Here is a 26,460-nt window from a genome sequence, read left to right as displayed (position 1 = left end):
TTAAAATTATGAATTTTTTTAAGAAAAATGAGACTAAATATGCTGCATGGGAATAATCAACTTTTAGACGCCAGGGTAATAACTGAGATCATTATGACGATTTATTTGCATCGAGGAGAATCGCATAGAGCAGTAAAATTTCATCCCTACGTGACCCATTTTTTTAGATTGTGGATGTGGTTGACGACGGGTATATCAAGAAGAAGATGGGTAGCGATTCATCATCTTCATCATAAGTACACTGATACTAAAAAAGATCCACACTCTCCTGTTATTTTCGGACTTAGCAATATGTTTTTTTATGGCATTGAAATAACTCATTTATCAATGGAAAACGAAATGGTGCGTAATTTCAGTGACATTCGCGATAATGATTTCTTAGAGAAACATTTATACGAAAAACATTCAGACAAAGGACCTTTTGTTTTCTTTTTATTGGAGTTTTTAGCCATAGGAGTTTGGGCCGTACCTATATGGAGTTTACAAATGATTATGGAGACATTTATTGCAACATTTTATGTTAATGGTATTGCTCACAGCAAAGGTTATACTAATTTTGAGGTTGATAACACATCCAGAAATATTACTCGATTAGCTATTTTTGCCTGTGGCGAAGAGTTGCACAATAATCACCATGCTAATCCTGCAAGTGCTCGGTTTTCTTTTAGAAATGATGAGTTCGATCTGGGATGGTTTTATATCAGAAAGCTGCAATCTCTTAGGCTTGCAACTGTGCGAAAAGAATAAAAGAGCAAAACTCTATGATAAATACATCCAGTTCTTGTATTGTTTCGATGTGATGATTCAAAGCATCACATCATTGATGAGAATTTAAATAGCTAATCAACGAACAACCCCAATAGCTCCATCGATGTATATTGCTGGAATACCTTATGTTGCGCCAAAAACCAAATGTATCAAACAGGATAGATACCCTAGGTTAAATTCACAAATCAGCCAGAATAAACTGCAATATCATTTATTTTGCAATCGCGGTTATCAATTACTTGAGCACATCAGGCTTTTCTACAAGTTGATTTTCTTGATGTTGTATCTTATTCCTTTTTAATTCCAAAGGAACTTTATTCACATCATGAATAATTTTAATTTTCTCTAAAAAGCATAATAAATAATAGGTTATATCTATTTGCCACCAACGAAATCCCTGACTTGTGGATCGTGGATAAAAGTGATGATTATTATGCCAACCCTCACCTAAGGTAATTAAAGCAAGAAGGAAATTATTGCGACTTTCATCATCTGTTTCAAATGTTTGTTTACCCCATATATGGCAGAATGAATTAATCGAAAAAGTAGCATGGAAAAGAGCAATTGTTGAAATAAAGCCCCAAACAACTAACTGCATGCCATTCGTGTGTAGTTTAGGAAAATAACTTGCTAAAAAAGTACCTGTAAAAAATAGTATGAATAGTAAACAAATAGGTACTACATTATCATAACGGTTTAACCAGCGTAATTCCGGATATTTAGCAAAATCCTGTATTGCTTTGTAGTCTGTTTTAAAATTGTCTGAATAAAAAATCCATCCCACATGACTCCACAATAGACCATGTTGTACAGGGGAATGAGGATCTTGTGATTGCTCTGTATGTCGATGATGGATCCGGTGATGGCTTGCCCACCAAAGTGGCCCTCTTTGTACGGCAGCATTACCCAATACCGCAAAAATAAATTGCCAAAAACGATTTGTTTTAAAAGTCTTATGTGAAAAATAACGATGATAAAAACCAGTTATAGCAAACATTCTAAGAAGATAAAGTAAAATGGCAGTAAAAACCGCTGTAAAACTCCATCCAACCCAGAAAACCGCCAAACAACACAAATGAAGTAGCACAAAAATAAAAGCGCGAGTCCAATGTATCTTACCTTGTTTTAAATTATCTTCTTTGATACTAGTATCAAACCATCCATGTATGGAGAACACTAACGATTTGAATTTCATTTTTATCTCTACAAGAAAACCAATGAAAATGAAATAAGTGAGAGTTTGGATATCTTCTCTGAAATTAAGCATTACACTTCATTCTAAAAATAAGCTTGTTGCTTTTTACATCATATGAAAATACAACTTCCACTAACATAAACCCAGTATCTGCCTGTATTGCAGGCAAAAACTATGATTTTTAAAGTGTAGCAGATACTGGGAGTTTGGTATTAAATATTGGTCAATAAGTAAAAAAATTACCAAAATTTAACTATATTTCCTTATAATCTTCTTTTCAAAGGGCGAATTTAATGATTTGGATGCATTATTTTCTGATTTTTTAAGACAAAAACACTAAGGTTTAAAGTTTTCATTTGGTCCAGAAATTAACTCGCCAATTGATTTTTCACCAAACACCAGACTAAAAAAGCTAATTCCTATCCCTTTCCCCCAACGCCAGGTAGTTTCCAAAACAGAAGGCTGAGAAATACTATCCAAACGCTCTATTTCTTCATGACTTGGATGCAATTCACGAAGCGAGTTCACATAAGTAGCAATTATTTCGCTTACTTTAGGTGTAAATTCAGTTTGTTCATATAAATAACCGAGAAAACTTTTTGCCATACTTAATCGTGTAGCATAGAGCTCATCGTTTTTTATTTTTATGCGCTCTAAGTGCAGAATATAATCTTCAAGGAGATACCTAGGCTTAGTAATGGGATTAATTTTTTTGAACGCCTCGACCACTTCATTTTCATCGGCGCTTCCTACCCACTCATAAAACTCCGATTGCCCGTCTTCCAATCGTTTCTCATAAGTAAATGGATTGAGCTGAGCAAGATGTCCTGCAATTAACTGATCTACGGTCTTTTGCATTATTTTTTCTTGTGGGGGCATTACTACATCTATGCCAGATTTCTGAAAAACAATGCAAATAAACAACACATGGGTCATTATTTTAAGTGCATAGTCTAATTTTCCTTGCAAAGGCTTAGGCTCCAACTCATATACAGCTTGCAAGACAGCTACTTTTTTTGCATCTTTCTCAGAATAACCATTGTTTAACCATTCAAGAATCAAAAAATTTACTGTGTCTTCTGCACCAATAAGCTCATATTTCTGGGTAATAAAATCGATCCACTCCAAAAAAAGGAGATACTTTCCTTCACGCAGGGCTTTAAGGTATTCAGAACTAGATGAAAGCATAGCAATCCTTGGCTGCTTTTTTTCAATCTTATCCTATACTTAAAGAACATAAATATGCAAATGGTGCACACTATGAAAAGAACGTGGTATGTAACTGTTGCTGTATCTCTTTTACCCTTTAATTTAGCGCTTGCCAATCCCGCAACAAATTGCGATTTAACTCAATTTCGTTGGGAATGTGATTTGCCAGTGCAAGTTACACCCAAGCCTGGAGCCACATCACTCGTGTATTGTGGTAATTCATATGGCTACATTACAAAACAGGAGTATGACATACTGGCTCGCTATCAACGTGCCAATGTGAATATGGTTTTAAATATTAATGGTGAATATATAGACAGTCCTTGTATCGGCGCGCAAAGATAGTACAATAGCCTCAATTCTATCCCTATAATATATTTGGGAAATATTGTAGCCTGGGTGCAACACAGCGGAACCCGGGTTTTTCTGAATTTTTAGTTTCCCCGGGTTCCGCTGTGCTACACCCAGGCTACAAGTAGATTAATTAGATGATCATTGAACTCGATGGTATCCCAATAGAAATATTAAGAAAAAAAATTAAAAACATGCACTTACGTATTTATCCTCCCGATGGCATAGTTAAAGTAAGCGCTCCGCTTAGATTCAGTGACCAACTTATAAGGCAAAGTCTTGAATCTAAAAGTGCATGGATTCATAAACAAAGAGAACGCATTCTTAACCGCGCTGTTGCTGCTGAAGAATGTACATATGAAACAGGGGCCACTGTACCATTCAAGGGGAAAAAGTATTTATTAATCATTGAAGAGCATCATGGCCCTACACAAATTCAAATCAATGACGAGCTTATGTACTGTTATACCCAGCCGAACAGTTCACCTACCCAAATACAAACCATTCTTGAACGATGGTACAAGCATCAAATGCAAATAGTGTTGCCGGATCTCATTCAACACTGGGAAACTGTTATTGGTGTCAAAGTAGCCCAATGGGGAATAAGAAAAATGAAAACACGTTGGGGCTCGTGTAATACGAAAGCGGCGCGTATTTGGTTAAATCTCAACCTCATCAAAAAAACAACGATTTGTCTGGAATATGTTCTTGTTCATGAATTAATCCATCTGCTAGAACCCAGTCATAATAAGCGTTTTTATGAATTAATGAGTCAATTCATGCCTCAATGGCGTGAATATGAATATCAACTTGAAGGACGTAGGCTTTGATAGATTCAGAACAACTCATTCATAACCTTTGTACCCAAGGGTTTTATATTATCGACGGCTTTCTCGAGCCAACTCAATGCCAGTCATTACGTACAACAGCGCAGGAGTTATATGAACAAGGGCTGTTTCGAGGGGCTAAAATCGGCCTTAAATTGAATTCACATAAAAATGATATCATTCGCTCTGATGAAATTTTTTGGCTGGATGAGCATGAGACTAATCCGTCAATACAAATTTTTTTACAAAAAATACAGTACTTAGCGCAAGTATTGAATCAGTCGCTTTTTTTAGGTTTACGTGAATTTGAAACCCATTTTGCTGCATATCAACCAGGCACCTTTTATAAAAAGCATGTGGATCAATTCGCGACGCAAAAAACACGAAAAATCTCATGTGTGTATTATTTAAATAATAATTGGGAGTCTGAATATGGTGGTGAGTTAAAACTTTACAATAATGAAGATCAATTGATTAGGAGCGTTTTGCCCCTCGAAAATCGTTTCATCTGTTTTAATAGTGAATTGCCGCATGAGGTTTGTGTTACGCATCGACCTCGCTACAGCATTACTGGTTGGATGAAAACTCATTCGCATTTTTTACTGAAAAAGGACGAGTTCTCCACTTTATAAGTAGATTAGTAATTAAACAATCGTATCCATGCTCGCGAAACAATATGATAATTGTGTATAATGATATTTTTATTTTCACTTAGTCTCTATGCATGCCTTAGACATTAAACAGTTATATAAAACTTATGCGAATGGTGTACAAGCATTAAAGGGCATTGATTTAACCATAAACACAGGTGATTTTTTCGCCTTATTGGGCGCTAACGGCGCGGGAAAATCAACAACCATTGGTTTAATTACTACATTACTTAATAAGACATCAGGTAGTATTAATATTCACGGTTATGATTTGGAAAAAGAACCGGAGAAAGCCAAATCGTGTTTAGGTCTGGTGCCCCAAGAAATCAATCTTAATATTTTTGAAACTTGCGTACAAACCCTGCTTAATCAAGCGGGTTACTATGGAATTTCACGAAAAAATGCTCTACCACGAGTTGAATCCCTGTTGCAGCAATTAGGCCTTTGGGAAAAAAGAAATTCAATAGCCCGACATTTATCTGGGGGGATGAAACGCCGACTCATGATTGCCAGAGCTTTAGTTCACCAACCTAAGGTATTGATTCTTGATGAGCCTACAGCGGGGGTTGATATAGAAATACGCCATAGTATGTGGGAGTTCCTTACCCGAACTAACGCAGAAGGAACAACCATTATTCTCACGACCCATTATCTGGAAGAAGCAGAACAGCTGTGTAAAAACATTGCCATCATTGATAAAGGAGAAATAATAAAAAATACATCAATGAAGGCTCTTCTACAAACACTGCGCCATCAAACTTTTATTTTCACTACAGAAAACCGTATCGATCTTTTACCCGATTTACATCCCTTTAAACCAACCTTGATTGATAGCACTACAATAGAACTTCGAGTAGATAACAATCTGAATTTAAATGATGCATTTGCACTATTCACCCAAAACGGGATAAAAATTCATAGCATGCGCAATAAAACCAATCGCCTGGAAGAACTCTTTTTGGATCTAATAAAAAATGGCCATTAAACAAATTATCGCATTATATACTTTGGTACGACGTGAGTTAGTGCGTATGTTTCGCATTTCAACTCAGGTTTTTTTGCCTCCAGTGATTACGACGACACTTTACTTTCTCATTTTCGGCAGTTTAATTGGCCCTCGTATCGGCTCGATTCAAGGGGTCAGCTATCCAATGTTTATTGCTCCTGGATTGATTATGATGTCGGTCATTGTGAATTCCTATGGAAACGTATCTTCCTCACTTTATAGCGTCCGCTTTCAAAAAAGTATTGAAGAAATGCTCGTGAGCCCAATGCATAATAGTCTCTTACTTCTTGGATATGTTTTGGGAGGGGTATTTAGAGGATTAATCGTTGCTGCATTGGTCTATATTATTGCGAGCTTTTTCTTAACTGTTGAATTAAGCCATTTGCCAATGACGCTGCTGGTTGTATTGTTAGTATCTGCTGTATTTTCTCTAGCAGGCTTTACAAATGCGATGGTTGCCCGAAACTTTGATGATATTATGATTATTCCAACTTTTATACTCACCCCACTCACCTATTTAGGGGGAGTATTTTACAGCATCAATATGCTTCCTGAATTCTGGCAAAAAGTATCTTGGCTCAATCCTATTCTATACATGGTTAATGCGCTTAGAAATGCCATGATTGGTCAAAGTGAAGTCAATACAACTTTAGCTATGGGAATTATTTTGCTTATGTTGGCATTGCTCACGCTCATCAATATGATTTTATTAAAAAAAGGTGTGGGTTTTCGTGAATAATCTTGTTTAAGGTGAATACCGTGCCCTCTATGGCATCAACTTAAACGTGTATATGTAGCCTGTATTAGCGTAGCGTAATATGGGAATGTAAACTTAATCCCGGATTTTACGACTGCGTCTAACCCGGGTTATGCTCCCTTTAGCTGACATCAAGGTACTGTTCTTAAAACTCTTAGACAGTACCACCTGAAGTCAAACAAATTATGGAAATATCAGCTATTGCTGCAGCTTGAGCAGCTTGTGTTGCCGTAGAGGTTGAAGTTCCTGTTACTTGAGCAGTAGAAAGATAGGATGCACTATCGGCACCACTCCCTGCATCATTAGTGGCAGTCCTCCCTGCTCCAGTTGTGACGGATATAACATCAGCCGTCGTTTTGACTTCCCCCTCTTTAGGGAACGGTGCATTAACAATCCGATCGCCAGTAACACGAACACTTGCGCCAGGTCTAAGGTATTCATTTCTTGCCAAAACAAGTCCCTCGAGAACCTGAATGTAAGTCATTTTAGGAGAAGCGACATAGACACGTACATCCGTTCCAAGTATTGCAAGAGATAAAATTGGTGTTTTTAGTGATTCTTTAATTTTTTCCGGAGTTTTTATTTCTACCTTACCCTTACTCAATTCAGCCTTAATTTGTACTGACTCTTTAGGAGCATAAGCCAGAATTTTATAGTTTGAATTTGATCCTATATTAACCAATGCACCGTTTGAATATTGAATGTTCGCTGCAGCGCCATCACCAGTAATCAACTCATCGCCTGGCTCCAAAGCAGAACCGCGAGTAAGCACACGCTCGGCACCATTATGATGTGCTACTACTTTGTTTTGGGTGAACAAAACAGTAGCAGCAGATTGAGCAAATACCTGGCTGACTAACATGAATAATCCTGTAAATATTATTTTTTTCATATATATTCCTGTACAATTTTTCCATTAAAAAAGTTTTGGCACTGAATATAAACCCATCCACATTCATTAATCTTCATAAGATAACAAAAAATCATTTATGCTGGTGCATATAAACCCCATCCCAGTTTTCAGGAGGAGGGGTTTTCATGAATGCTTTAATACGTTCATGGTACATCTGATACAAATAAACTCCAGGAAATTTGGTTTTTAACCTAGCAAATTTTTTTTCTGCGGATGGCCAATTCTGTGCGGAATATTCAACCAAAGCTTTATGGTATTCATCCAGCTCAGTTAAAACCTCATCGGAAGCTTCAGAAACCGTACATAGCGGTTGGTAGATAATCAATCCACTTTTTCTTCCTTTAACAGTAATTTTATCTATGATTCTCCAGACAAATTGATCTTGTCCAGAACGCGTTCCATCACTCACTAAAATAGTCACCTGATAAAATTTAGTTAAATCTTGCAATCGAGAAGCAAGATTCACTGTGTCCCCAATGACCGTGTATGCACGACGAAACGCAGAACCCATGTCGCCAACATTCATCATTCCTGTTGCTAAACCAATACCAATTTTCACTGCCGGTAAACCTTTTTCCTCCATTGTTACATTAATTTCCGGTAATTGCTTTGCTAAAGTTAAGGCGCAAGTAATGGCATGGAATGCATGTTCTTCATCGTGTATAGGAGCTCCCCAAAAGGCAACGATCATATCACCTACATATTTATCAATCGTCCCTCTAAAACTAAAAATGATTTCGGTAATTGGTGTAAAAAAAGCATTCAATAGCCGCTTCACATCTGATGCATTTAAAGTCTCACTCACTCCGGTAAAATTACGTATATCACTAAATAAAACGGTCATATTACGCTCTTGTCCCTCCATACTGTATTGATCAGGGGACTCGATTAGCTCTTTTACATAGTCTTCAGGGACGTATTGACCAAATAACTGATTAATTTTTCTTTTTTGTCTTCGTTCAACGATAAATAAATAAGCATAATTCGTTATTGTTATAAGCACGATTAAAGTGAGCATCAGTGCTATTGGAAGATAGAAACTTTTGGAGACGAATAGATAGATTGATAAAGCTCGAATGCCAATAATACCAATTACTGCAAGGATCAACATTCTAGAAACACTCAAGAAAGAGATTAAAAAGGTAAAAAATAACCCAAACAACACCAGATACACCCTTCCTTGAGTAGTCTTCCAATCAAATTCGGATACTAATTGCTGTCCAACAATACCTTGAACCATATTCCCTACCATCTCAACACCAGGAAACGATTGCGCAACAGGGGATTGGTGCAGATCGGCCAAAAGAATGATTGTTGAACCAATAATAGCAATTGCTCCCTGCAATTCATCCGCATTAATTTTACCTTGTATAACATCCGTTGCAGAATAATAATTCAGGGTTCCAATTTGTCCCCAAAATGGAATAAGAATTTGCCCATGCGCGTTTGTAGGGATAAATACATTCCCCATTTGAATCCCATACAATTGATGAGCATGAGTTTTAAGTGAAATGTGTTGTACCATCAAATAATTCATAGCCGTTGCAAGCGATAATGTTGGGTATAACTTGTTATCATAACTTGCTAACATAAGACCATGTCGCACCGTCCCATCCAGATCCGGTACGTTTGTTACCGCACCTGCTTGAGTCGATGCATTCAGAAATAATGGTAAACAGCCGTTATATCCAGAAAATTGATAGAGAGGGAGATGATCTCTGCATAAATACTTATTTTCCGGATTAGTTAAAGGTGTAGGCAACACACCTTTCCTGATTTGCTTGTCATTATGAAACAAAAAGCCTAATACCACATTATGATCCATCAATGCTTGGGCCAAAATACGATCATTATCTACTTTTGGAGCAACTTGCTCGAGCAAATTAGGTAACTGCTTTTGTTCTGGAGACAATTGGGGCATTAGTTTAATTAATTCATCTTTTAAACCTATTGCATAATTTACCTCTGCCTCAGCCATAACAATATCTGTTGCGATCGTAACGACTCCGCTTTGCTTTAATTTGTTAATTAAATCAGCCATCTTAGTTCTGGGCCAAGGCCATCTTCCCTCTTGTTGCACTGATTTATTATCAATATCAATAATAACCACTCGAGGAATTGTTTGATGAGGACGCCAATTTAGTTGCGCCACTTGATCATAAGTTCGATAGTCCAGTTGAGTAATAAACGAACTGAGAAGAGGGATTTGAATAACATCAGCCCAAAAAATAAGAGCCACCCAGAAAAGACCCAAAAGGATTTGTGTCCATTTAGATTTCAATGCCCTCGGTGAAAAATAATATTCCTTCTTCACTAGATATCATCCTTAAATACACTTCTCAACGTAAGCGTCGCTGGAAATCCATATTTGGCTCATCTTGAATGAAAAACACACTGAAAATGCGCACATACTGATGTATGCTGCGCTTTCTCAGCGTATTTTTTCATCCAACCTGAGCTCAAATCTGATTTTCCACAATACTCCCAGAACGGCTTTATTTGGCTCATCTTGTGCGAAAATAATACTTCGGATGCCTCACATACTGAGTAACTAGACCCTAACCAAATTGATACTCTAATGCGACTAGAGTTTGATAGCTCTGAAAAACTCTACTGGCATTATAATATTTTTCTTCAATACGAATGGTTGCATTTTTATAGCTTAATGCAATACCTCCGCCAACGCGAAAGCCACCTTTATCCATATTCAATTGAGGAAGAGAACCATTAATTATACTTGCAGGATTTATAAGTGGGCGACTATTTGAAAATTGTGCTACTTGAATTAATCCACCACTTAGAAAAGGCATGACCGTGGGTTTAATATAATAACCTAATTCAATATTCTCGAGAATTAAAGTTGCTTTATTCGTTAATGGCTCAATCACTTGAAATGTATCAGTAGCTGGAAAAAAATAATTATACCGTCCTGTATCAATTTGGCTGTATAACACACCAACATTGGCTCTCAATTGCAACTGTTTCCAGGTTTTTCTATAAATTGCATTAAAGCTAAGAAACCAGTTGTCATTATTATTAGTTGCTTGAGCAATTAATGGAGCAGGCTCCGTAGCAATCTCGGTTGAAGTGATAAACTTATTAAAACCATACCCCCCCCCAAAATCAGCATAAATCTCAGGAGTAAAAATTTTAAATAAATGGCCAAAAATTGTGTGATTATGTATGGTCTGTTCTGAGTTAGTAATAAATCCAGGAGTCAATAAAAACTGGGAGCTAAGTTCAGTATCAATTCCAAAATAATAAACACCAACCATCATAGTTTGACCTAAAGAAATGTGGTCGGCTCCTGTAGAATAAAGATTTGAATGCCCATTATATCGGTTAAAATTTTCACCTGAAGTCGAATCAAAATTAAAGTCGGTATATCCATAAAGAAATTCTGGCGTTACTTTTATGAGATATTCTGAAATCGTTGATTGATTGGTTGTGCCATCTTTTGACAAAGTATTTGCATTGAGACAAAACCCACTAAACAGCAAAAAAATCGATAAAATAAAAGACTGTTTTTTCATCACACCTAAATTCCTTTTTAGAGAAGGCATTAAACTTTTGGGTTATAATCATAAGCTTAAAACATAAGATTGCACAAGAACAGAGACTTTATCTTCTTTTGGAAAATAACCTGGAAAAGGGAGTTGACCTGTTGTGCACGTTAAAGTATTTGTCACTTACGCTTAAATCCCAAAGCCCGTAAACGATCATCAATTGAAGGATGTGTTGCAAAAGCACTGCTTAAAGACTTCACCGGTTGAATATCGGAAGGATCAAAGAGATAGGATGCCTGCCTAACCTGCTCGTGTGGCGTATTACCATATTCTTGTGTGTACTGTTCCGCATTTTGTTCATGATCTGCACTAATTTTGAGTAATGCCCGCGCTAAAGGTTCATTGTCGCGCATTAATTCCACGCAACCCGCATCGGCCATATATTCGCGTGTTCGACTTAAGAATAAAGCTAACAAGACGGTAATTAAAGGCAAAACATAGCGAAGAACCATAATAACCATTAACAAACGGTTATCTTCGCGTCTGTCGTTTCGTCTAAATAATGCGGAATAAAACAAAATATCCACTACGATCAAAAGAATATTACTTAGAACTGCCACCATTAAAGTTAATTTAATATCGTAATGACGAATGTGGCTTAATTCATGAGCCATCACTGCTTGCAGTTCGGCCCTGTCTAGTTTTTCTATTAAACCTCGAGTAATTGCTACCATTGCTGATTTTTCGCTGTACCCACTCGCAAAAGCATTCATATAATTTGCTTCGATAATAAAAACTTTGGGCATATACTGCAAACCCGATGCAACCTTCATTTCTTCTACTACATTATATAATTGTTGCTCTTGTATGTTTTGGGCTGTTTTGGGGGTAATTTCACGATACTCCGTACCTAATAACATAATTCGATCGTAAAATGCATACGTTATCATTAACGACACCACCGCAAAGCCAACCATAAGAATGGTCGCATAAGGGATAACTTTCAGGTGAATTAAAGCGAGAAAACATTGCTCTAGGGTAATTTGTGGATAAGCCGTATGCAAAACAAATAGATCTGCAATGAAGCCTACAGCAAAATAAATCGCAATAAAAAAAGCAATGACCGCTTGTGTTTTGCGTTTATTTAGCTGTATTTGCTCGCGCCAATTACCTACGCTGCCATGATACTCTTCAAGCCCCATATCCTAAACTCAAAATTTTACGGTATAGTCTTCTTTTGCTTGGATCTGCTCTTCAGGGAGTCCCCAGTAAACAAAATCTTTATCTAGAGCTGAGGCAAACAAAGATACCACCATAGATTCAAAGAATGATTTCTTTTTGGCATTATAACGCTCTATTCCATCGTTATAAGCTTGCTTAGAATAAGCTAATTTATTTTCGGTATTGACAATTTCTTCCTGCAATTGCATTACATTTTGGCTTGCTTTCAAATCAGGGTATCGTTCAAATACCACATTAAGTCCAGATGCAATTTGGGAAATTTGATTCTCTGCAGCAATACGCCCTTGTTCATCTCCCGCAGCTTTGGCTGCTTGAGCCTGATTACGCAAAGCGACTACATCTTTTAGTGTAGTTTGCTCGTAATCCATATATTTTTTTACGGCTTCAATTAAAGATTCAAATACCTTAAAACGACGATCTAATTGAATATCGATTTGTTTTTTGTCGTTATTAATCGCTTCTATTAAATGAATTAAGGTATTGTAAATACCAATAGCCCATATAAATATAAGTACTACAATAATTATAAGAACAATAAAAAAAGTGCCCATTTTTCTTCCTATGCAAAATTTCCTACAATTTAGTTATAGATCGAAAATGAGAAAAAAAACAGTAGAAGTACTGAGGATTTTTTGAGGACCCAAACTATAAGAGTAATGCTGATGAATAAAAGTAAAATTGGGTGGTGTATCCATTTTTCATCTTATTATTTGTGTTGGATGGCCTGTTTCTATTTTGCAGCACAAAACGATGTATATCTTGGACCAATCATTGGTTTCCTGATTATTGCGGTGCAAATTCTATGGCAATCAATTAATCGATTACCCTATTTAAATGCGTTATTGTTTGCCCTTCTTATTGGACTTATTGGCTCACTTACTGATACGATTTGGCTGCATCAAAACTATATTTATTTTAAAGCAAATCCCTTTAGTTCTTATTTTACAGCCCCTTGGATGATTTGCATTTGGTTAAGTTTCGGATTAAACCTGATTATTCTTAATGAACAGTTCATGCGTTACTATTTTATTTGGTTTCTTCTTATCCTTTTTTTGATGCCCTTTGCTTATAAAATTGGCGCTGCTTGCAATATTGTGGTGATTGAACAAAGTTATCCATTTTATCTTGCTGTTGGTTTTACCTGGGCATTACTCTTACCACTTAGCTTTTATGCATACAATTATTTAAAAAAAATTAATAGCGTTGATGTATGATTCCATTAATTTTTAAATATTAGCAAAAAAATCATCGTACCTTCAAAATAGGCTTTAAAAATTGACCTGTATAGGAGTGTTCACATTCAGCAACTTGCTCTGGTGTGCCAGTTGCTACAATACGCCCTCCTTTACTTCCTCCTTCTGGCCCCAAATCAATAATCCAATCTGCTGTTTTAATCACATCCAAATTATGTTCAATAATCACAACCGTATTCCCTTGCTCTCGCAGGCGAAATAATACAGCTAATAACTGTTTGGTATCATGAAAATGTAACCCTGTAGTCGGTTCGTCGAGAATATATAAAGTGCTTCCTGTATCCCGCTTTGACAGTTCTCGAGACAGTTTAATTCTCTGTGCCTCCCCACCAGAAAGGGTAGTCGCACTTTGCCCTAATTTAATATAAGACAAACCAACATCCATCAAAGTTTGACATTTTCTGGCTAATACTGGAATCGCTGCGAAAAAATGACTCGCATCTTCAACCGTCATTTCTAATACTTCGTGAATATTTTTGCCTTTGTATTGAATATCAAGAGTTTCGCGATTGTAGCGCTTTCCTTTACATACATCACATGACACGTAAATATCAGGCAAAAAGTGCATTTCAACTTTAATCAGTCCATCACCCTGACACGCTTCACAACGTCCACCACGCACATTAAAGCTAAAACGTCCAGGCTGATAACCTCGTGCTCGAGATTCAGGAGTCGCTGCAAATAATTCTCGAATATGAGTAAATATTCCCGTATATGTCGCTGGATTAGAACGTGGGGTTCTCCCAATTGGACTTTGATCAATATCAATTACCTTATCGCATAAGTCTAAGCCTGCTATCTCTTTCACTGAACCAGGAGTAAACAAACTTGCCCTATTTAACAGATTAGCAGCACTCGGATATAAAGTATCATTAATCAAACTTGACTTACCCGAACCAGAAACCCCCGTAATACAAGTAAGCAAGCCTAAAGGAATACTGACATCGACATCAAGTAAGTTATTGCAAACAACTCCTTTTAAATGAATCATTTTTTCGGGATTAATGGGTAAGCGAGACTTAGGGATTGCAATGGATTGTTTTCCGGATAAGTATTGGCCAGTCAATGAGGCAGGCGATTGCATAATTTCTTGCGGCGTTCCATGAGCAACAATTTCGCCACCATGTACCCCCGCGCCAGGGCCTATATCCAGAACAAAATCCGCACTGCGAATTGCATCTTCATCATGTTCCACAACAATGACCGTATTCCCCAGATTTCTTAAGTGCATCAATGTTTTTAACAAGCGATCATTATCCCTTTGATGCAAACCAATAGAGGGTTCATCCAAAATATACATCACCCCCACTAATCCGGAGCCAATTTGACTGGCTAACCGAATACGTTGCGCTTCCCCGCCAGATAACGTTTCAGCACTGCGAGTTAATGAAAGATAATCCAGACCTACATTAACCAGGAACCCTAATCGCTCAACAATTTCTTTATTTATTTTTGCTGCGATCTCACCTTTATAGCCTGTCAAACGCAAATTTTTAAAAAACACATAGGCTTTTTCAATCGAATAGGCGGTCACTTCAGGTAAATTTTTATCATCAACAAACACATGTCGAGCTTCTTCGCGTAACCTTGCACCCTGACAACTCTGACATGGACGAGAGGATAAATACTTGGCAAGCTCCTCACGTATCATTCCCGAATCGGATTCACGATAACGTCGTTGCATGTTAGGAATAATTCCTTCAAATGGATGTCGCTTAACCATATAACCACCATTGGGCCTATGATAATGAAAATCGATAACGTCACGCCCTCCATACAAAACAATTTGACGTACTTCTTCAGGCAAATCACAAAATGCAGTCTGGGTATCAAAACCATAATGTTGCGCAAGTGATTCGAGCATTGAGAAATAATAAGTCGTTTTTTTATCCCAGCCGCGTATAGCTCCTTCAGCCAAACTGGCAGTTTGATCATGAACAACACGATCCGGATCAAAAAACTGATCGACACCCAGCCCATCGCAAGAAGGACAAGCACCAACTGGATTATTAAATGAAAAAAGTCTGGGCTCTAATTCACTTAGACTGTATCCACACTCAGGACATGCAAATTTGGAAGAAAAAACCAGATCGTCAAATTGATTATCCATAGAAGCCACTATTGCGAGGCCTTCTGCCAAATTTATAGCATTTTCAAATGACTCACTTAAGCGTTGCGCAATATCTGGTCTGACTTTAAAGCGATCCACCACTACTTCAATCGTATGCTTCGTGCGCAGACCCAGTTTAGGGGGAGAATCCAACTCATAGAGTTCCCCATCAATACGAGCGCGTACATAGCCTTGAGCTTGTAACTGTTGTAAAAGCTGGACCTGCTCTCCTTTACGTTCGCGTACAACTGGAGCCAAGATCATGACTTTACTGTCTGTAGGTAAAGCTAATACTTGATCCACCATTTGACTGATCGTTTGTGCATGCAAACTGACATGATGCGTAGGGCAACGAGGCTCACCTACGCGTGCGTAGAGTAACCGTAAATAATCATAAATTTCAGTAATAGTTCCCACTGTGGAACGAGGATTGTGCGACGTTGCTTTCTGCTCAATGGAAATTGCCGGTGATAAACCCTCTATTGAATCAACATCAGGCTTTTCCATCATTGCTAAAAATTGTCGCGCATAAGCGGATAGCGATTCAACATAACGACGTTGCCCCTCTGCATACAATGTATCAAAGGCTAAAGAGGATTTTCCCGAACCGGATAAACCCGTAATTACAATTAATTGATCGCGTGGTAAATCCAAGTCAAGATTTTTAAGATTGTGGGTTCTTGCACCACGTATGGTGATAGTATGCATAAAAATTCGATAATTTGGTTTAAAACAGATTAGTTATGGTTCTCTAATTTGCGGCTGCAAAATAGGTAATTATACGTCAAAAAAATAGAGCGTATAGATCAAATAAGTATTTTTACATTAGGGGTTATATAAATATACCCTAGTAATCGGTCGAAATAATCTTTTTATTCTAGCACATTTTTGCACCAAAAAATAAAACGATTAGATACAACCCACTTTTCGACCACAAGTAGCATGCTACTTACTTATCCGTTAGCACTTATCTCTGACGAGTGTGCACCGGGCCCAGTAAGCATAATAGATTTTTGTCCCTAATTGTTTTTAAATTTATACTGTCTTAAACTCATTCTTCCTAACTCAAAGGAGTGCGAAGGATAATAGCCTATGTTGTATAAGGACTTTATTATGGCTCGTATTGTTCCTCTCCCCAGCGAGTCTTTATACACAAGATGATGCGGAAGATATGATAAAAAAGGAAAATTCATGAGTATTTTGAGTCGTTTTAAATTCTTTCTCTGGAAATTTAGTCATTTTAAAGTACCCTTGATTGGCTACTTAAAACCTCGACTCCTGAAACTTACCGATAATGAAATCATTGTTTGTCTCCCTTTAAATCGACGCAGCCGTAATCATTTAAATTCGATGTATTTCGGCGCACTGAGTGTTGGTGCTGATTTAGCGGGCGGTTTACATAGTTTTTATCATGCTGACCGGAAACAAATGAAAGCCTCTATTGTTTTTAAATCTTTTCAGGCTCAATTTTTACGTCGCCCTGAAGCAGATGTTTATTTCGTTTGTGATGAAGGGAAAAAAGTCGAGGCGATGTTAGAAGAGTCTCAAAAATCAGGGGAACGAGTGACTCAACCTATCCAGATTAGAGCTTATACAGATTACCCTGGGCTCACTGAATTGGTTGCAGAGTTCGTTTTGGAATTATCAGTAAAAACCCACTCATGATTCATCTCCATAGAGCAAAAACAGTAATACATAAAGAAGTTATCATTGATTTATCTGCAATAACAGTCGAAAATATTGTCAAATTGAGGTATTATTAGTATCGACTAAGTAGCTTCAACTTATGAATTAATTAGGCTTACTGTAAATGATACTTGAAGAATATATAAAATTATTAGAGTCATTTAAGCAAAACCAGATATCTAAAATACTGGAGCAAATTGACACTAAAATTTTTGATATTCTATACAGCAAAAATGTTAGTCCTCGAATAGTTCCTTATTTTCCTCGCTATGAGCTTTGTTTCATGTCGGATGAAACCATAATAGAACCCGGGAAATTGTACATAAGGGAACAAAATGGAAAAGTCGCCTATTCAGTAATTACCCCAAAAGATGAAACGGTTAAAGATGTTGTTTTAAAAGAGCTCGATGCACCAATTCCTTTTAAATACAACATTTCCTTAATGCGCGACAAAATAAACCCCGAAAAAGGCACATTGTATGTCCGTATAATTGACGAAGGTCTTGAATATACTGTTCTTGATCCCAAGGGAAATTTGATAACTGGGATAATAAAAAAGGAAGAATTAAAAATTAATTTAGGCTCAGAGTTTGCACCTAAAGACCTTGAGCCGTATATGCCCGAAATTCTTAGAATTACATCGAGAAGAAATCATACCCTTCCTTTTACACTCGATGCATTTAGAGCACGTGTATTATCAGCGGTTTCAAGAAATGGTCACATCAACTGGGCTCCTTTTACCAACTATGATCTGGATCCGGATAATATTTCTCAAATTAAAAAACTAATTAATGCACTTTACCATGCACGCCTTACTTTTTTAGATTTGGAACATGTCGATGTCAGAAACATCAAACGAACTTATTCTGATCTGAAAGAGCTCTATAGTAAAACAATAGATTCGGCTTATGAAGCAAGTTATCTGCTTACTCATTTAGATGTTGATCTAAGAGACATGTTTAATGAGGAATTAGCCCTTATTCTGCCTTTATTCAATCAAATCCAAATTTTTGCAGAAAATCACTCTACAGAACAAAAGGCTATAGTAAAAGCACTAAAACCCATGCCATTAGCTTACCAAGTAGGGGAAGTAGCAGGAATCGCCGTTGATCAAATGCGGCCTATTGGTGGCGATGTAGATTATAATTTTCTCACTCAATTCAGTGCAGTTTTACCAAGTTATATTGATAAATTAACCCATTACATAGAGAAATTTTCTTCGCAGATTAAAAAATCGGAACCCAAGCTTAACCAAGAAAAGCTGGCCGAGCTACAAAATGCAGCACTTAATCTATTGAATGATATAGAAAATTTAAAAGGAAGCCACGTTCTTGTTTCACTTAAATTTTTAAATTATATCCATATAATTAGCAATATAATCACTTTATCCATGACTACTTTAGAGCAAATTGGAGAGCTCAGTGAATCATCTCAGGATTTAGTCCGCGACAAATTAGCACAGCTTAAGTACACCGTTTTTCCTACTTTATTTGGTTTGGTCGATAAAATTGAAGACAATGCCATGCTTAAGCCTGGCACTTTGTCTGTTCCTTTAATGGAACAAATCAAAGTCTTATACGAAAAAATTCTTTATCTGCCCAAAAAGGCAATTGATTTTAAAGCGAAAGGAGAGGATTTACTTGAGATAGAAGATCAGCGTTTTATCGAATTAAGATTAGAAATGACGTATAAAAGGATCGATAAGGACAATAAAGCATTATATAAAATTCAAAAAGCAAATGCAGCGTGCAAGCAATTTTTTGCTCTATTGAACGATCCTCGTTATAAAACACTTCAATTGTATCAACTCCCTCCGGAAGTTAAAAAAGAGCTTATAAAGCACTATAAGCTCCTTAAGCCATATATGGCCCAACTCGACATCGATTTAAACGAACTGGTAATCTCCAGATTGACTGGGCCTGAGAAAGAAGACTGGTATTCATATGTGGGAACGCGCGTACGCCGGATAAAAAAGCAGCTTCCTGCAGATCATATAAGTTTTGTTTTAGCAAAAGAAAAAGCGTTAACTCATTTAATTACTAAAGATGAGAACAGCAAGGTTTTTCATATTAAATTAAATAAAGACATTATTGATTCAGTACACAAAAAAGCAAATTTAGTTTTATTCCCCTATAGTGAAAAAACGGATGTATATACTGCTGATGAATCAATACCGCTACAAGTTGAGCAAGATAAAGATAAAAAATTCAGACTCAGAAAACCAGTATTCCAACGAATCGAAAATGCTTATTTGGATTTTGCCAAGATAGTCAAAGAACAAATCGCCGCAAAACCCCAGCTCTATGAAAAAAATTTGGACCTGAGCCAATTCGACGATACAGTAAAAGCAGAGTGCCATCGGTTATTTAAGGTGTTTCAACCTTACTTAGGGTCCATTGTATCCACTGAATTTAAAGATACTGCGAAAAATTTTGAACGTTATTTATCCGATTTATTTGCAAATAAAGAAGTCACAGATATTCCATCTAAAGACCTTTTTTTAGGTCTGGATAAAAATGTCCAAGACTTCTTTGATTATATCAATTTTGAGTGGTTCAATAAAAATGAGTTTCAGAACATCCAGAGTGCATATACTCGCTTTTCTCAGATAGTAAAAAAACAGATTGAATCAAAACCGCAGCTTTACGGCAGTAACTTGTTGTTAACAAGTTTCGATGAAGCTGCAAAAACTGAATGCCTCAAGTTATATTCAGTCTTCCAACCCTATTTTAAATTTGGAATCCCCCCCGAACTCAAAGATTCCGCTCAAAAGTTCGAAAAATATTTGGCTGCATTCCTAGCAAATAGGCCAATAGATATATTAGAAGCACCACCCGCATCTTTGTTTTTACAACTGGACGAGCATACTCAAGATTTCTTAGCCAAATGGAAGGATAAAAGTCAAACTCATTATGATTTTGCAAACGCTAGATTTCTTGATGAAAAAGAGTCAAAAGCTCTAGGCATCAAACGTGCAGAAGATGCAAAACTACATTTTAAAACGATAGAAGGCGATAAATTACTACAAAATTTGGAACAATTAAGCGCAGATCAATCGCTTGAAATCTGCCAATGGTATCAAAATAAGCATAATAAATTCCTAGTTGTAAAAAATGCATATTCTCAATTTCTCGAGTTGCTCCATAAAGAAATAAAAAAGAACCCCAAAATTCGGGGAAATATATCGCTCTTAAATGAGCTTGCTCCAGGAGTAAAAGCACAACTTCGCAATTTATACAGTATTTTCCAACCCTACTTAATTTGTGCAGTACCACCTGAGCAGAAAGAAGATGCATTAAATTTTGATAAATATTTGGTTGCGAGCTTATCAGACAAAAAATTTTTCAGAAAGGATGCTCCACCGGTTCGAATGTTCTTAGGTTTTAGAAGTTACTTCCGTGATACTTTTGTTCGTGTTACTACCGAATGGAATCGACGAACTGAGCGGTTTTCTAACTTAGCTAAAAATAAGTTTACTCTTGAAAATAACACAGCAGTACTCGCACCCGCTCCCAAAACAGGACGTGAGCACCACGTTATCCAACATACTAATTATTCCAAATGCATTCATCAATTCAGGCAATCTCTATTTGAGGTGACCAAACTATTTAACCAGGCAATGCAAGATGAGTTAACTCCTCATCAATCACCGGAACTATTAGACCTTTCACCAACAGGAATGTTGAATGATGCCATACAAACTGTATTCCCTCCCTCAGCAGTACCATTTCCTGAAATGGAGGATAACAACAAGAGATTGAGCCAAAGCAGGCAAGTCTGTGCATTAAAAGATATTTTTAACAGTTTATTCCATTTGGAAGGGATTGTTCATGAATTAGAAAATTTAAATAATCAAAGCATTAAAAGTAAATATGTATACTATTTATTACAAGCTTATGGACATCTTAATGAAATCATTAAGTCAGCACAGCGTTTGGCGGCTGATCCGCATTTAGGATTCATAGCTCGTGATTTAGTTGCTAAGGCACAAAGTCTTTATGCAACATTCGAGGAACATTCTGATGCATACCAAGTAGCACCCGAACAAGTCCCCTACGGACCAACTAATGTACAATACAATTCGCTTTGGTATGTTCTTAATGCTTTTTATATTAGTCCTAAACATATTAGATCGTTAAAAAATACAAATTATCTAACAACTGAAGAACTTAATGAATTACATTTTCGAGCCAAAAAAGCAACTTTAATTATAGAAACTTTAATTAATAGTTCTGATTCTTATTTTAAATTGTTCCTGCAAACTCCCAATATGATTTACCTTTACCAGGAACTTACAGCAAAACTCAATGAATTTACTAGCACTTCTCATGATGCAATACTGGATAATATAGAGAAGATGCGCTCGACAATATTTACCCCAATGCTTCTTGAAGCGGACCGTTGGGAAAACCGGTTGGGACTTTTTCCAGGGATATTATCCGGCCCATTAAGACAAATCACTAATGAATTTTTTAAAGGGTTGTTGCATTCATTGGACTTAAATTCCAAAACACGAATAGGATTAATTTGTGATACAGAACCACTAGAAAAAAGAATTAACATAACTAAAAAACAGATCAAAAGAACCAAAAGATATCTCAAAAAAATAGATAAGGACTATCAAGATATTGAAAATCTATACTCTTGGTATCTCCAAGTTACAACACCAATTGATGTTTTTGATATTTCTGCCCCCCCAAAACCGCCAGTTAAATTAGACCAAGCAAAAATTGAGTTATGTGCTGCTTATAAAAAAGCACTACCCAAATTAGCAAAACTTAAACAAGATAAAAAAGTCGAAATTGCGCGCAGCCAATACCCAGAAGATCATAAGTTGGATGCGCTATGTAATTCTGGACTTAAAGCTTATGACCCTCATTTTACTGAAATTGAGGCTTTAATCGTTGCAAGCCATCATTATTACTTGGGTTTAAAAGCAACACATCAAATGCGATTAGATACTTCAGAAGAGCATTTGGGTTATCTCATGAGCTTGGTTCCAATTCAGGAGCAGGAGAAAAAGGCTTTTGTCGAACAGTATACAACTGAATCGTTCGACAAGCATTTTGCAGTCATGTGCAATCGCCATATAGGCTTAGAATATACTGATAAAGAATACAGAGCAGAACTCAAAGCGTATTTACTCAAACTTAAAAATGGGATAATAGAAAAATCAAAACCTTCTAAAGATATTGATCGAAGTATCAAAAAACTGTTGGAAATAGAAATCAGTAAATTTGAGGAAAAATACTACGCTCAATATTATCATCTTGATAGAGTACGAGTTGCCTTAGCCCAATTTAAAATTTATTTAAGCTATTCTAGAACTGCCATCGCCAATGGCAGCTCTGTATCTGAAAGTGATGATACTTTAAATGCAAAATCAGATCGAATTGTTGCTTTAGAACAAATTGCTGACAATACAACGTTGGAAATTAAAGATCGTTTGAAATTAATAAGAAATCAAGTTGAAGTTCCTAATTTCTCAAGAATTATCCTGAAGCATAAACAAGTAGATACCTTTAGTTTTGCTTACTTAAAGATGTGTTTTTTATCATTGCTTGAGGCATTGAACTTATACACGCCTACTCGTCAAAAGCTCCTTGATAATATTAATGATGCAGTTCACAACCCGCCTGAAATCAGCGAATTAACCAAACGGTTTGGCTTATTTGCTTCAACAAAAACAGCTAAAGATGTAGAAACAAAAAGATATGAAGCCCCTGCTATGCCAATCAGTAACCCAAATCCCATCTAATTATCTTAGTTAAAAAACTGCAATTAAAAGAAAACTCTTTGCCAACGATTACCCCAAAGATTCTTCATCATCTAAATGCTCCGCTGCGGCTATTTTCGAATGATCTGCCGCTAATAAGAGATACATTGAAGGGACTACAAATAGAGTAAACAAAGTACCAATTGAAATACCCATTGCGATCACTAAGCCAATATTATAACGACTCTCAGCACCAGCCCCTGTAGCAAAAATTAATGGGATAACCCCTAAAACCATGGCTGCGGTAGTCATCAAAATAGGACGCAATCGAATTGCAGCAGCGGCTTTTATAGCATCTAACTTTTTTTGTCCATTTTCCTGCAAATCGTTAGCAAATTGCACAATCAAAATACCATGTTTGCTGATAAGGCCGATCAAGGTAACCAGACCAACTTCGCTATAGATATTAAGTGTCGCATCACCCACGCCTAAACTGATAAAAATCATAGCACCACAAATCGACATGGGAACACTAATCAACACAATAAGTGGATCACGGAAACTTTCAAATAAGGCCGACAAGGACAAAAAGATAATAATTAGAGCAAAGAAAAAAGTGATAATCAGGCTGGCACCTTCCTGAATAAATTGACGTGATTGAGCAGCATAATCTATGTAATATCCTTGGGGTAGAACTTGCTTGGCAATATTGGCAAAAGTATTCAATGCCTTACCCATAGAAATGCCAGGATAGGCAACCGCAGAAATTGTTGCGGAATTGAGTTGTTGAAAATGGTTTAATGATTCAGGAACAATCTGTCTTTGCAAATCAGCAACCGTGGAAAGAGGTATTGAAGCTCCTGAAGAGGTCTTTATGTAATAATTCAATATTTGATCCGTGTTTAAACGTGTTGCTCTTTTTACTTGGGGAATAACCTGATAGGAACGACCCACAAAATCAAAGTAGTTGATATAACCTTCGCTCAAGGCAGATCCAAAAAAATCCCCAAGATCTTGCATGGTCAAACCAAACTGAGCTATTTTATCGCGATTTAAATTAATCTTCGTCTGTAATTGATCAATTTTCAGATCGGGGTTAATAAAAGCAAAAATACCCGACTCATCCGCTTTCTCTAAAATGCGTTGTAACACAATATTTAATTTATCAAACGTTTCTGTCGTAGTAATAACAAATTGAATCGGCAGCCCGCTCCCCCCTCCTGGTAAAGAAGGTAATTGAAACGCTGCTACTTTTGCTCCAGCAATTTTATTGAGTTCATTTTGAACCAAAGGCTCTAAATCATTCGATGTTCGTTTGCGTTGATCCCAGGGTTTTAAGACCATACCAATGATGGAGGTATTTAATCCTTGATAACCATCCACTTGGAAAATGTGATCCGTTTCAGGGAATTTTTTAAAAATGTCATTCACTGCATTTGCAGAAAGTTGTGTTTGAGCTAGAGAAGCGTTTGCTGGTGCAGTCACTTGAGCAATAACAATGCCCAAATCTTCTTGGGGAGCCAACTCAGTCTCTGAAGTAATAAAAAGAAAATAATTACTGAAAAGAATAATAACTGCAAAGACAATAACTACTGGCAGGTGCTTTATTGTGGCAGACAACATTCGTTCATAAAATTTCTCAAGCTTTGCAAACGAATTATCAACATAGGTCATAAAACGTCCTTTAACTCCCCCATCTCCCATTTTAAGGAATTTGGAACACATCATAGGAGATAAAGTTAATGCAATTACTGCCGAGACAGTAACCGCACCTGCGAGTGAAAAAGCAAACTCTGTAAATAACGCCCCAGTTAAGCCCCCCATAAATCCAATGGGTAAATAAACAGCGATTAACACTACCGTTATTGCAATAATTGGATTCGCTAATTCACGCGCACCTAATAAAGCAGCTTTAACCCGTGTTTGTCCTTCCTCTATATGGCGCTGCACGTTTTCAACAACAATAATTGCATCATCAACTACCAATCCTATTGCGAGTACTAAAGCTAACAAAGTAAGCAAGTTAATTGAATACCCCAAAATGAGCATAATCCAAAATGCCCCGATCAAAGATAAGGGAATAGCAACCATGGGAATAACAACGGAACGAATTGAGCCTAGAAAGATAAAAATGACGGCTGTTACAATCAAAAATGCCTCTAATAAGGAAAAGATTACTTCATGTATCGAGGAATTAACAAATAAACTGGCATCATATACAATTTTTCCGCTTAGGCCTTGAGGAAATTGCTCCTGGATACTTGGGAATATTTTTCTAATCTCATTAATTACCGTCAATAAGTTAGCTGAGGGCGCTACAACAATCCCAATATAAACTGCTGTTCGCCCATCAAAACTCACCGCTGAATTATAATTTTCCGCTCCTAACTTTACAGTAGCCACGTCTTCCAAACGAATAATCGCACCATTTTGAGCTTTAATAACCATTTTTTTAAATTGGTTGACATCAGACAGATTAGTACTGGCAGTAAGATTTTGAATAAACATTTGCCCATCAGTACGACCCACTGCGGAAATAAAATTATTGTTTGCGAGAGCAGCTCCTACTTCTGCTGCAGAAATTCCATATCCAGCGAGTTTAACTGGGTCCAACCAAGCGCGTAGGGCAAAAGTTTGATTTCCTAGGATTTGGGCATTCTGTACTCCATTAACAGCCTGTAATTTGGGCTGCACTACCCGGATTAGATAATCTGTAATTTTATTAATCGGCAACTCATCGCTATAAAAACCAATGTACATAGAATCAATTGTTTGTCCTACCGAAACCGTAATGACGGGTTGTTGTGAATTTTTGGGAAGTTGGTTCAGTACCGCATTCACTTTAGTAGTAATGTCTGATAGTGCTTTCAATGGATCATAATTTAGAAGAAGATTTACTGTAATTGTACTGGTGCTAGGCGAGCTGACAGACGTCATGTAGTCAATCCCATTGGCTTGAGCAATAGAGTTTTCTAATGGGGTAGTAATAAAACCAGCAATAATATCAGGGTCTGCCCCAGTATAAGTGGTAGTTACAGTGACAATAGCGTTTTCTGTAAATGGATATTGCATTACTGGTAAGGAACCAATAGAACGTAAGCCCATTGCTAAAAGCATCAAGCTAATCACTGTAGCCAGTACAGGTCTTTTAATAAAAATATCGGTAAACCGCATTTATCTAATCCTTAGATTATTCTTTATCTAACTGCTCACTTCTTGATTCATCGTAGCCTGGGTGAAGGCGCAAGCCGTAACCCGGGATTTAGAAGTT

At 36.9% G+C, this 26,460-nt stretch carries 18 protein-coding genes; 9 read left to right on the top strand and 9 right to left on the bottom strand.

The genetic code is table 11. The features are described from left to right. Positions 1-93 precede the first annotated feature (93 nt). Positions 94-747, top strand: coding sequence for an acyl-CoA desaturase (locus Lstg_RS13470; protein ID WP_238585434.1), 654 nt, complete (start codon positions 94-96; stop codon positions 745-747). Positions 748-1,003: 256 nt separating this feature from the next. On the opposite strand, the gene Lstg_RS13465 is transcribed toward Lstg_RS13470, so the two are convergent. Both Lstg_RS13465 and Lstg_RS13460 read right to left on the bottom strand, forming a co-directional pair. Further along, a complete protein-coding gene (locus Lstg_RS13465; protein ID WP_058478195.1) occupies positions 1,004-1,963 on the bottom strand; it encodes an acyl-CoA desaturase in 960 nt (319 codons plus the stop codon). 336 nt (positions 1,964-2,299) lie between these two features. Continuing rightward, the gene (locus Lstg_RS13460; RefSeq protein ID WP_058478184.1) at positions 2,300-3,151 is read right to left on the bottom strand and encodes a helical bundle domain-containing protein; all 852 of its coding nucleotides are present in this window, start codon (positions 3,149-3,151) and stop codon (positions 2,300-2,302) included. A gap of 72 nt (positions 3,152-3,223) precedes the next feature. Here Lstg_RS13460 and Lstg_RS13455 point away from each other — a divergent pair, with 72 nt between their 5' ends. The 5 genes from Lstg_RS13455 to Lstg_RS13435 all read left to right on the top strand — a co-directional run bounded on the left by Lstg_RS13455 (position 3,224) and on the right by Lstg_RS13435 (position 6,745). Further along, positions 3,224-3,517 (top strand): hypothetical protein, encoded by a 294-nt coding sequence (locus Lstg_RS13455; RefSeq protein WP_058478194.1) that lies wholly within the window; start codon positions 3,224-3,226, stop codon positions 3,515-3,517. 143 nt (positions 3,518-3,660) lie between these two features. Beyond that, entirely contained in the window at positions 3,661-4,353 is a 693-nt protein-coding gene (locus Lstg_RS13450; protein ID WP_058478183.1) for a M48 family metallopeptidase, read from the top strand. Then, a complete protein-coding gene (locus Lstg_RS13445) occupies positions 4,350-4,982 on the top strand; it encodes a 2OG-Fe(II) oxygenase (protein ID WP_058478182.1) in 633 nt (210 codons plus the stop codon). The genes Lstg_RS13450 and Lstg_RS13445 overlap by 4 nt, the downstream gene beginning before the upstream one ends. Positions 4,983-5,070: 88 nt before the next feature. Next, positions 5,071-5,985, top strand: a complete 915-nt coding sequence (locus tag Lstg_RS13440; protein WP_058478181.1) for an ABC transporter ATP-binding protein — start codon at positions 5,071-5,073, stop codon at positions 5,983-5,985. Then, positions 5,975-6,745: an ABC transporter permease gene (locus Lstg_RS13435; RefSeq protein WP_058478180.1), complete on the top strand. Its 771-nt coding sequence runs from the start codon at positions 5,975-5,977 to the stop codon at positions 6,743-6,745. The genes Lstg_RS13440 and Lstg_RS13435 overlap by 11 nt, the downstream gene beginning before the upstream one ends. Before the next feature lie 172 nt (positions 6,746-6,917). Here the strand turns inward: Lstg_RS13435 and Lstg_RS13430 are convergent, their stop codons facing one another. The 5 genes from Lstg_RS13430 to Lstg_RS13410 all read right to left on the bottom strand — a co-directional run bounded on the left by Lstg_RS13430 (position 6,918) and on the right by Lstg_RS13410 (position 12,975). Next, positions 6,918-7,655, bottom strand: coding sequence for a FecR family protein (locus Lstg_RS13430; RefSeq protein ID WP_058478179.1), 738 nt, complete (start codon positions 7,653-7,655; stop codon positions 6,918-6,920). A gap of 91 nt (positions 7,656-7,746) precedes the next feature. After that, positions 7,747-9,990: a CHASE2 domain-containing protein gene (locus Lstg_RS13425; protein WP_238585433.1), complete on the bottom strand. Its 2,244-nt coding sequence runs from the start codon at positions 9,988-9,990 to the stop codon at positions 7,747-7,749. A 244-nt stretch (positions 9,991-10,234) separates the two neighbouring features. Next, complete coding sequence (locus Lstg_RS13420; protein ID WP_058478178.1) at positions 10,235-11,209, bottom strand: autotransporter outer membrane beta-barrel domain-containing protein; 975 nt, start codon at positions 11,207-11,209, stop codon at positions 10,235-10,237. A gap of 152 nt (positions 11,210-11,361) precedes the next feature. Beyond that, entirely contained in the window at positions 11,362-12,384 is a 1,023-nt protein-coding gene (gene htpX / locus Lstg_RS13415) for a zinc metalloprotease HtpX (protein WP_058478177.1), read from the bottom strand. Positions 12,385-12,393: 9 nt separating this feature from the next. After that, positions 12,394-12,975 carry a LemA family protein gene (locus tag Lstg_RS13410; RefSeq protein WP_058478176.1) on the bottom strand — a complete coding sequence of 194 codons (582 nt, stop codon included), beginning with the start codon at positions 12,973-12,975 and terminating at the stop codon, positions 12,394-12,396. Between the two features lie 111 nt (positions 12,976-13,086). Here Lstg_RS13410 and Lstg_RS13405 point away from each other — a divergent pair, with 111 nt between their 5' ends. Continuing rightward, positions 13,087-13,638, top strand: coding sequence for a DUF2878 family protein (locus Lstg_RS13405; protein ID WP_058478175.1), 552 nt, complete (start codon positions 13,087-13,089; stop codon positions 13,636-13,638). Positions 13,639-13,669: 31 nt separating this feature from the next. On the opposite strand, the gene uvrA is transcribed toward Lstg_RS13405, so the two are convergent. Continuing rightward, a complete protein-coding gene (uvrA, locus tag Lstg_RS13400; RefSeq protein WP_058478174.1) occupies positions 13,670-16,495 on the bottom strand; it encodes an excinuclease ABC subunit UvrA in 2,826 nt (941 codons plus the stop codon). Between the two features lie 483 nt (positions 16,496-16,978). On the opposite strand from uvrA, the gene Lstg_RS13395 reads away from it, so the two are divergent. Beyond that, complete coding sequence (locus tag Lstg_RS13395) at positions 16,979-17,452, top strand: PaaI family thioesterase (protein ID WP_058478173.1); 474 nt, start codon at positions 16,979-16,981, stop codon at positions 17,450-17,452. Positions 17,453-17,597: 145 nt separating this feature from the next. Continuing rightward, the gene (locus Lstg_RS13390) at positions 17,598-23,231 is read left to right on the top strand and encodes a hypothetical protein (protein WP_058478172.1); all 5,634 of its coding nucleotides are present in this window, start codon (positions 17,598-17,600) and stop codon (positions 23,229-23,231) included. A 48-nt stretch (positions 23,232-23,279) separates the two neighbouring features. Here the strand turns inward: Lstg_RS13390 and Lstg_RS13385 are convergent, their stop codons facing one another. Continuing rightward, on the bottom strand, positions 23,280-26,363 hold the full coding sequence (locus Lstg_RS13385; protein WP_058478171.1) for an efflux RND transporter permease subunit: 3,084 nt from the start codon (positions 26,361-26,363) through the stop codon (positions 23,280-23,282). Between the last annotated feature and the right edge of the window lie 97 nt (positions 26,364-26,460).

The organism is Legionella steigerwaltii, from assembly GCF_001468065.1.
GTDB classification, from domain to species: domain Bacteria; phylum Pseudomonadota; class Gammaproteobacteria; order Legionellales; family Legionellaceae; genus Legionella; species Legionella steigerwaltii.
This window is presented reverse-complemented; position numbering and strand designations above follow the sequence as displayed.

Excerpts from the sequence above, each read along its gene's own strand:
- Lstg_RS13470 (WP_238585434.1), top strand. The coding sequence starts at position 94 with ATGACGATTTATTTGCATCGAGGAGAATCGCATAGAGCAGTAAAATTT.
- Lstg_RS13465 (WP_058478195.1), bottom strand. The coding sequence starts at position 1,963 with ATGAAATTCAAATCGTTAGTGTTCTCCATACATGGATGGTTTGATACT.
- Lstg_RS13460 (WP_058478184.1), bottom strand. The coding sequence starts at position 3,151 with ATGCTTTCATCTAGTTCTGAATACCTTAAAGCCCTGCGTGAAGGAAAG.
- Lstg_RS13455 (WP_058478194.1), top strand. The coding sequence starts at position 3,224 with ATGAAAAGAACGTGGTATGTAACTGTTGCTGTATCTCTTTTACCCTTT.
- Lstg_RS13450 (WP_058478183.1), top strand. The coding sequence starts at position 3,661 with ATGATCATTGAACTCGATGGTATCCCAATAGAAATATTAAGAAAAAAA.
- Lstg_RS13440 (WP_058478181.1), top strand. The coding sequence starts at position 5,071 with ATGCATGCCTTAGACATTAAACAGTTATATAAAACTTATGCGAATGGT.
- Lstg_RS13435 (WP_058478180.1), top strand. The coding sequence starts at position 5,975 with ATGGCCATTAAACAAATTATCGCATTATATACTTTGGTACGACGTGAG.
- Lstg_RS13430 (WP_058478179.1), bottom strand. The coding sequence starts at position 7,655 with ATGAAAAAAATAATATTTACAGGATTATTCATGTTAGTCAGCCAGGTA.
- Lstg_RS13420 (WP_058478178.1), bottom strand. The coding sequence starts at position 11,209 with ATGAAAAAACAGTCTTTTATTTTATCGATTTTTTTGCTGTTTAGTGGG.
- htpX (WP_058478177.1), bottom strand. The coding sequence starts at position 12,384 with ATGGGGCTTGAAGAGTATCATGGCAGCGTAGGTAATTGGCGCGAGCAA.
- Lstg_RS13410 (WP_058478176.1), bottom strand. The coding sequence starts at position 12,975 with ATGGGCACTTTTTTTATTGTTCTTATAATTATTGTAGTACTTATATTT.
- Lstg_RS13405 (WP_058478175.1), top strand. The coding sequence starts at position 13,087 with ATGAATAAAAGTAAAATTGGGTGGTGTATCCATTTTTCATCTTATTAT.
- uvrA (WP_058478174.1), bottom strand. The coding sequence starts at position 16,495 with ATGCATACTATCACCATACGTGGTGCAAGAACCCACAATCTTAAAAAT.
- Lstg_RS13395 (WP_058478173.1), top strand. The coding sequence starts at position 16,979 with ATGAGTATTTTGAGTCGTTTTAAATTCTTTCTCTGGAAATTTAGTCAT.
- Lstg_RS13390 (WP_058478172.1), top strand. The coding sequence starts at position 17,598 with ATGATACTTGAAGAATATATAAAATTATTAGAGTCATTTAAGCAAAAC.
- Lstg_RS13385 (WP_058478171.1), bottom strand. The coding sequence starts at position 26,363 with ATGCGGTTTACCGATATTTTTATTAAAAGACCTGTACTGGCTACAGTG.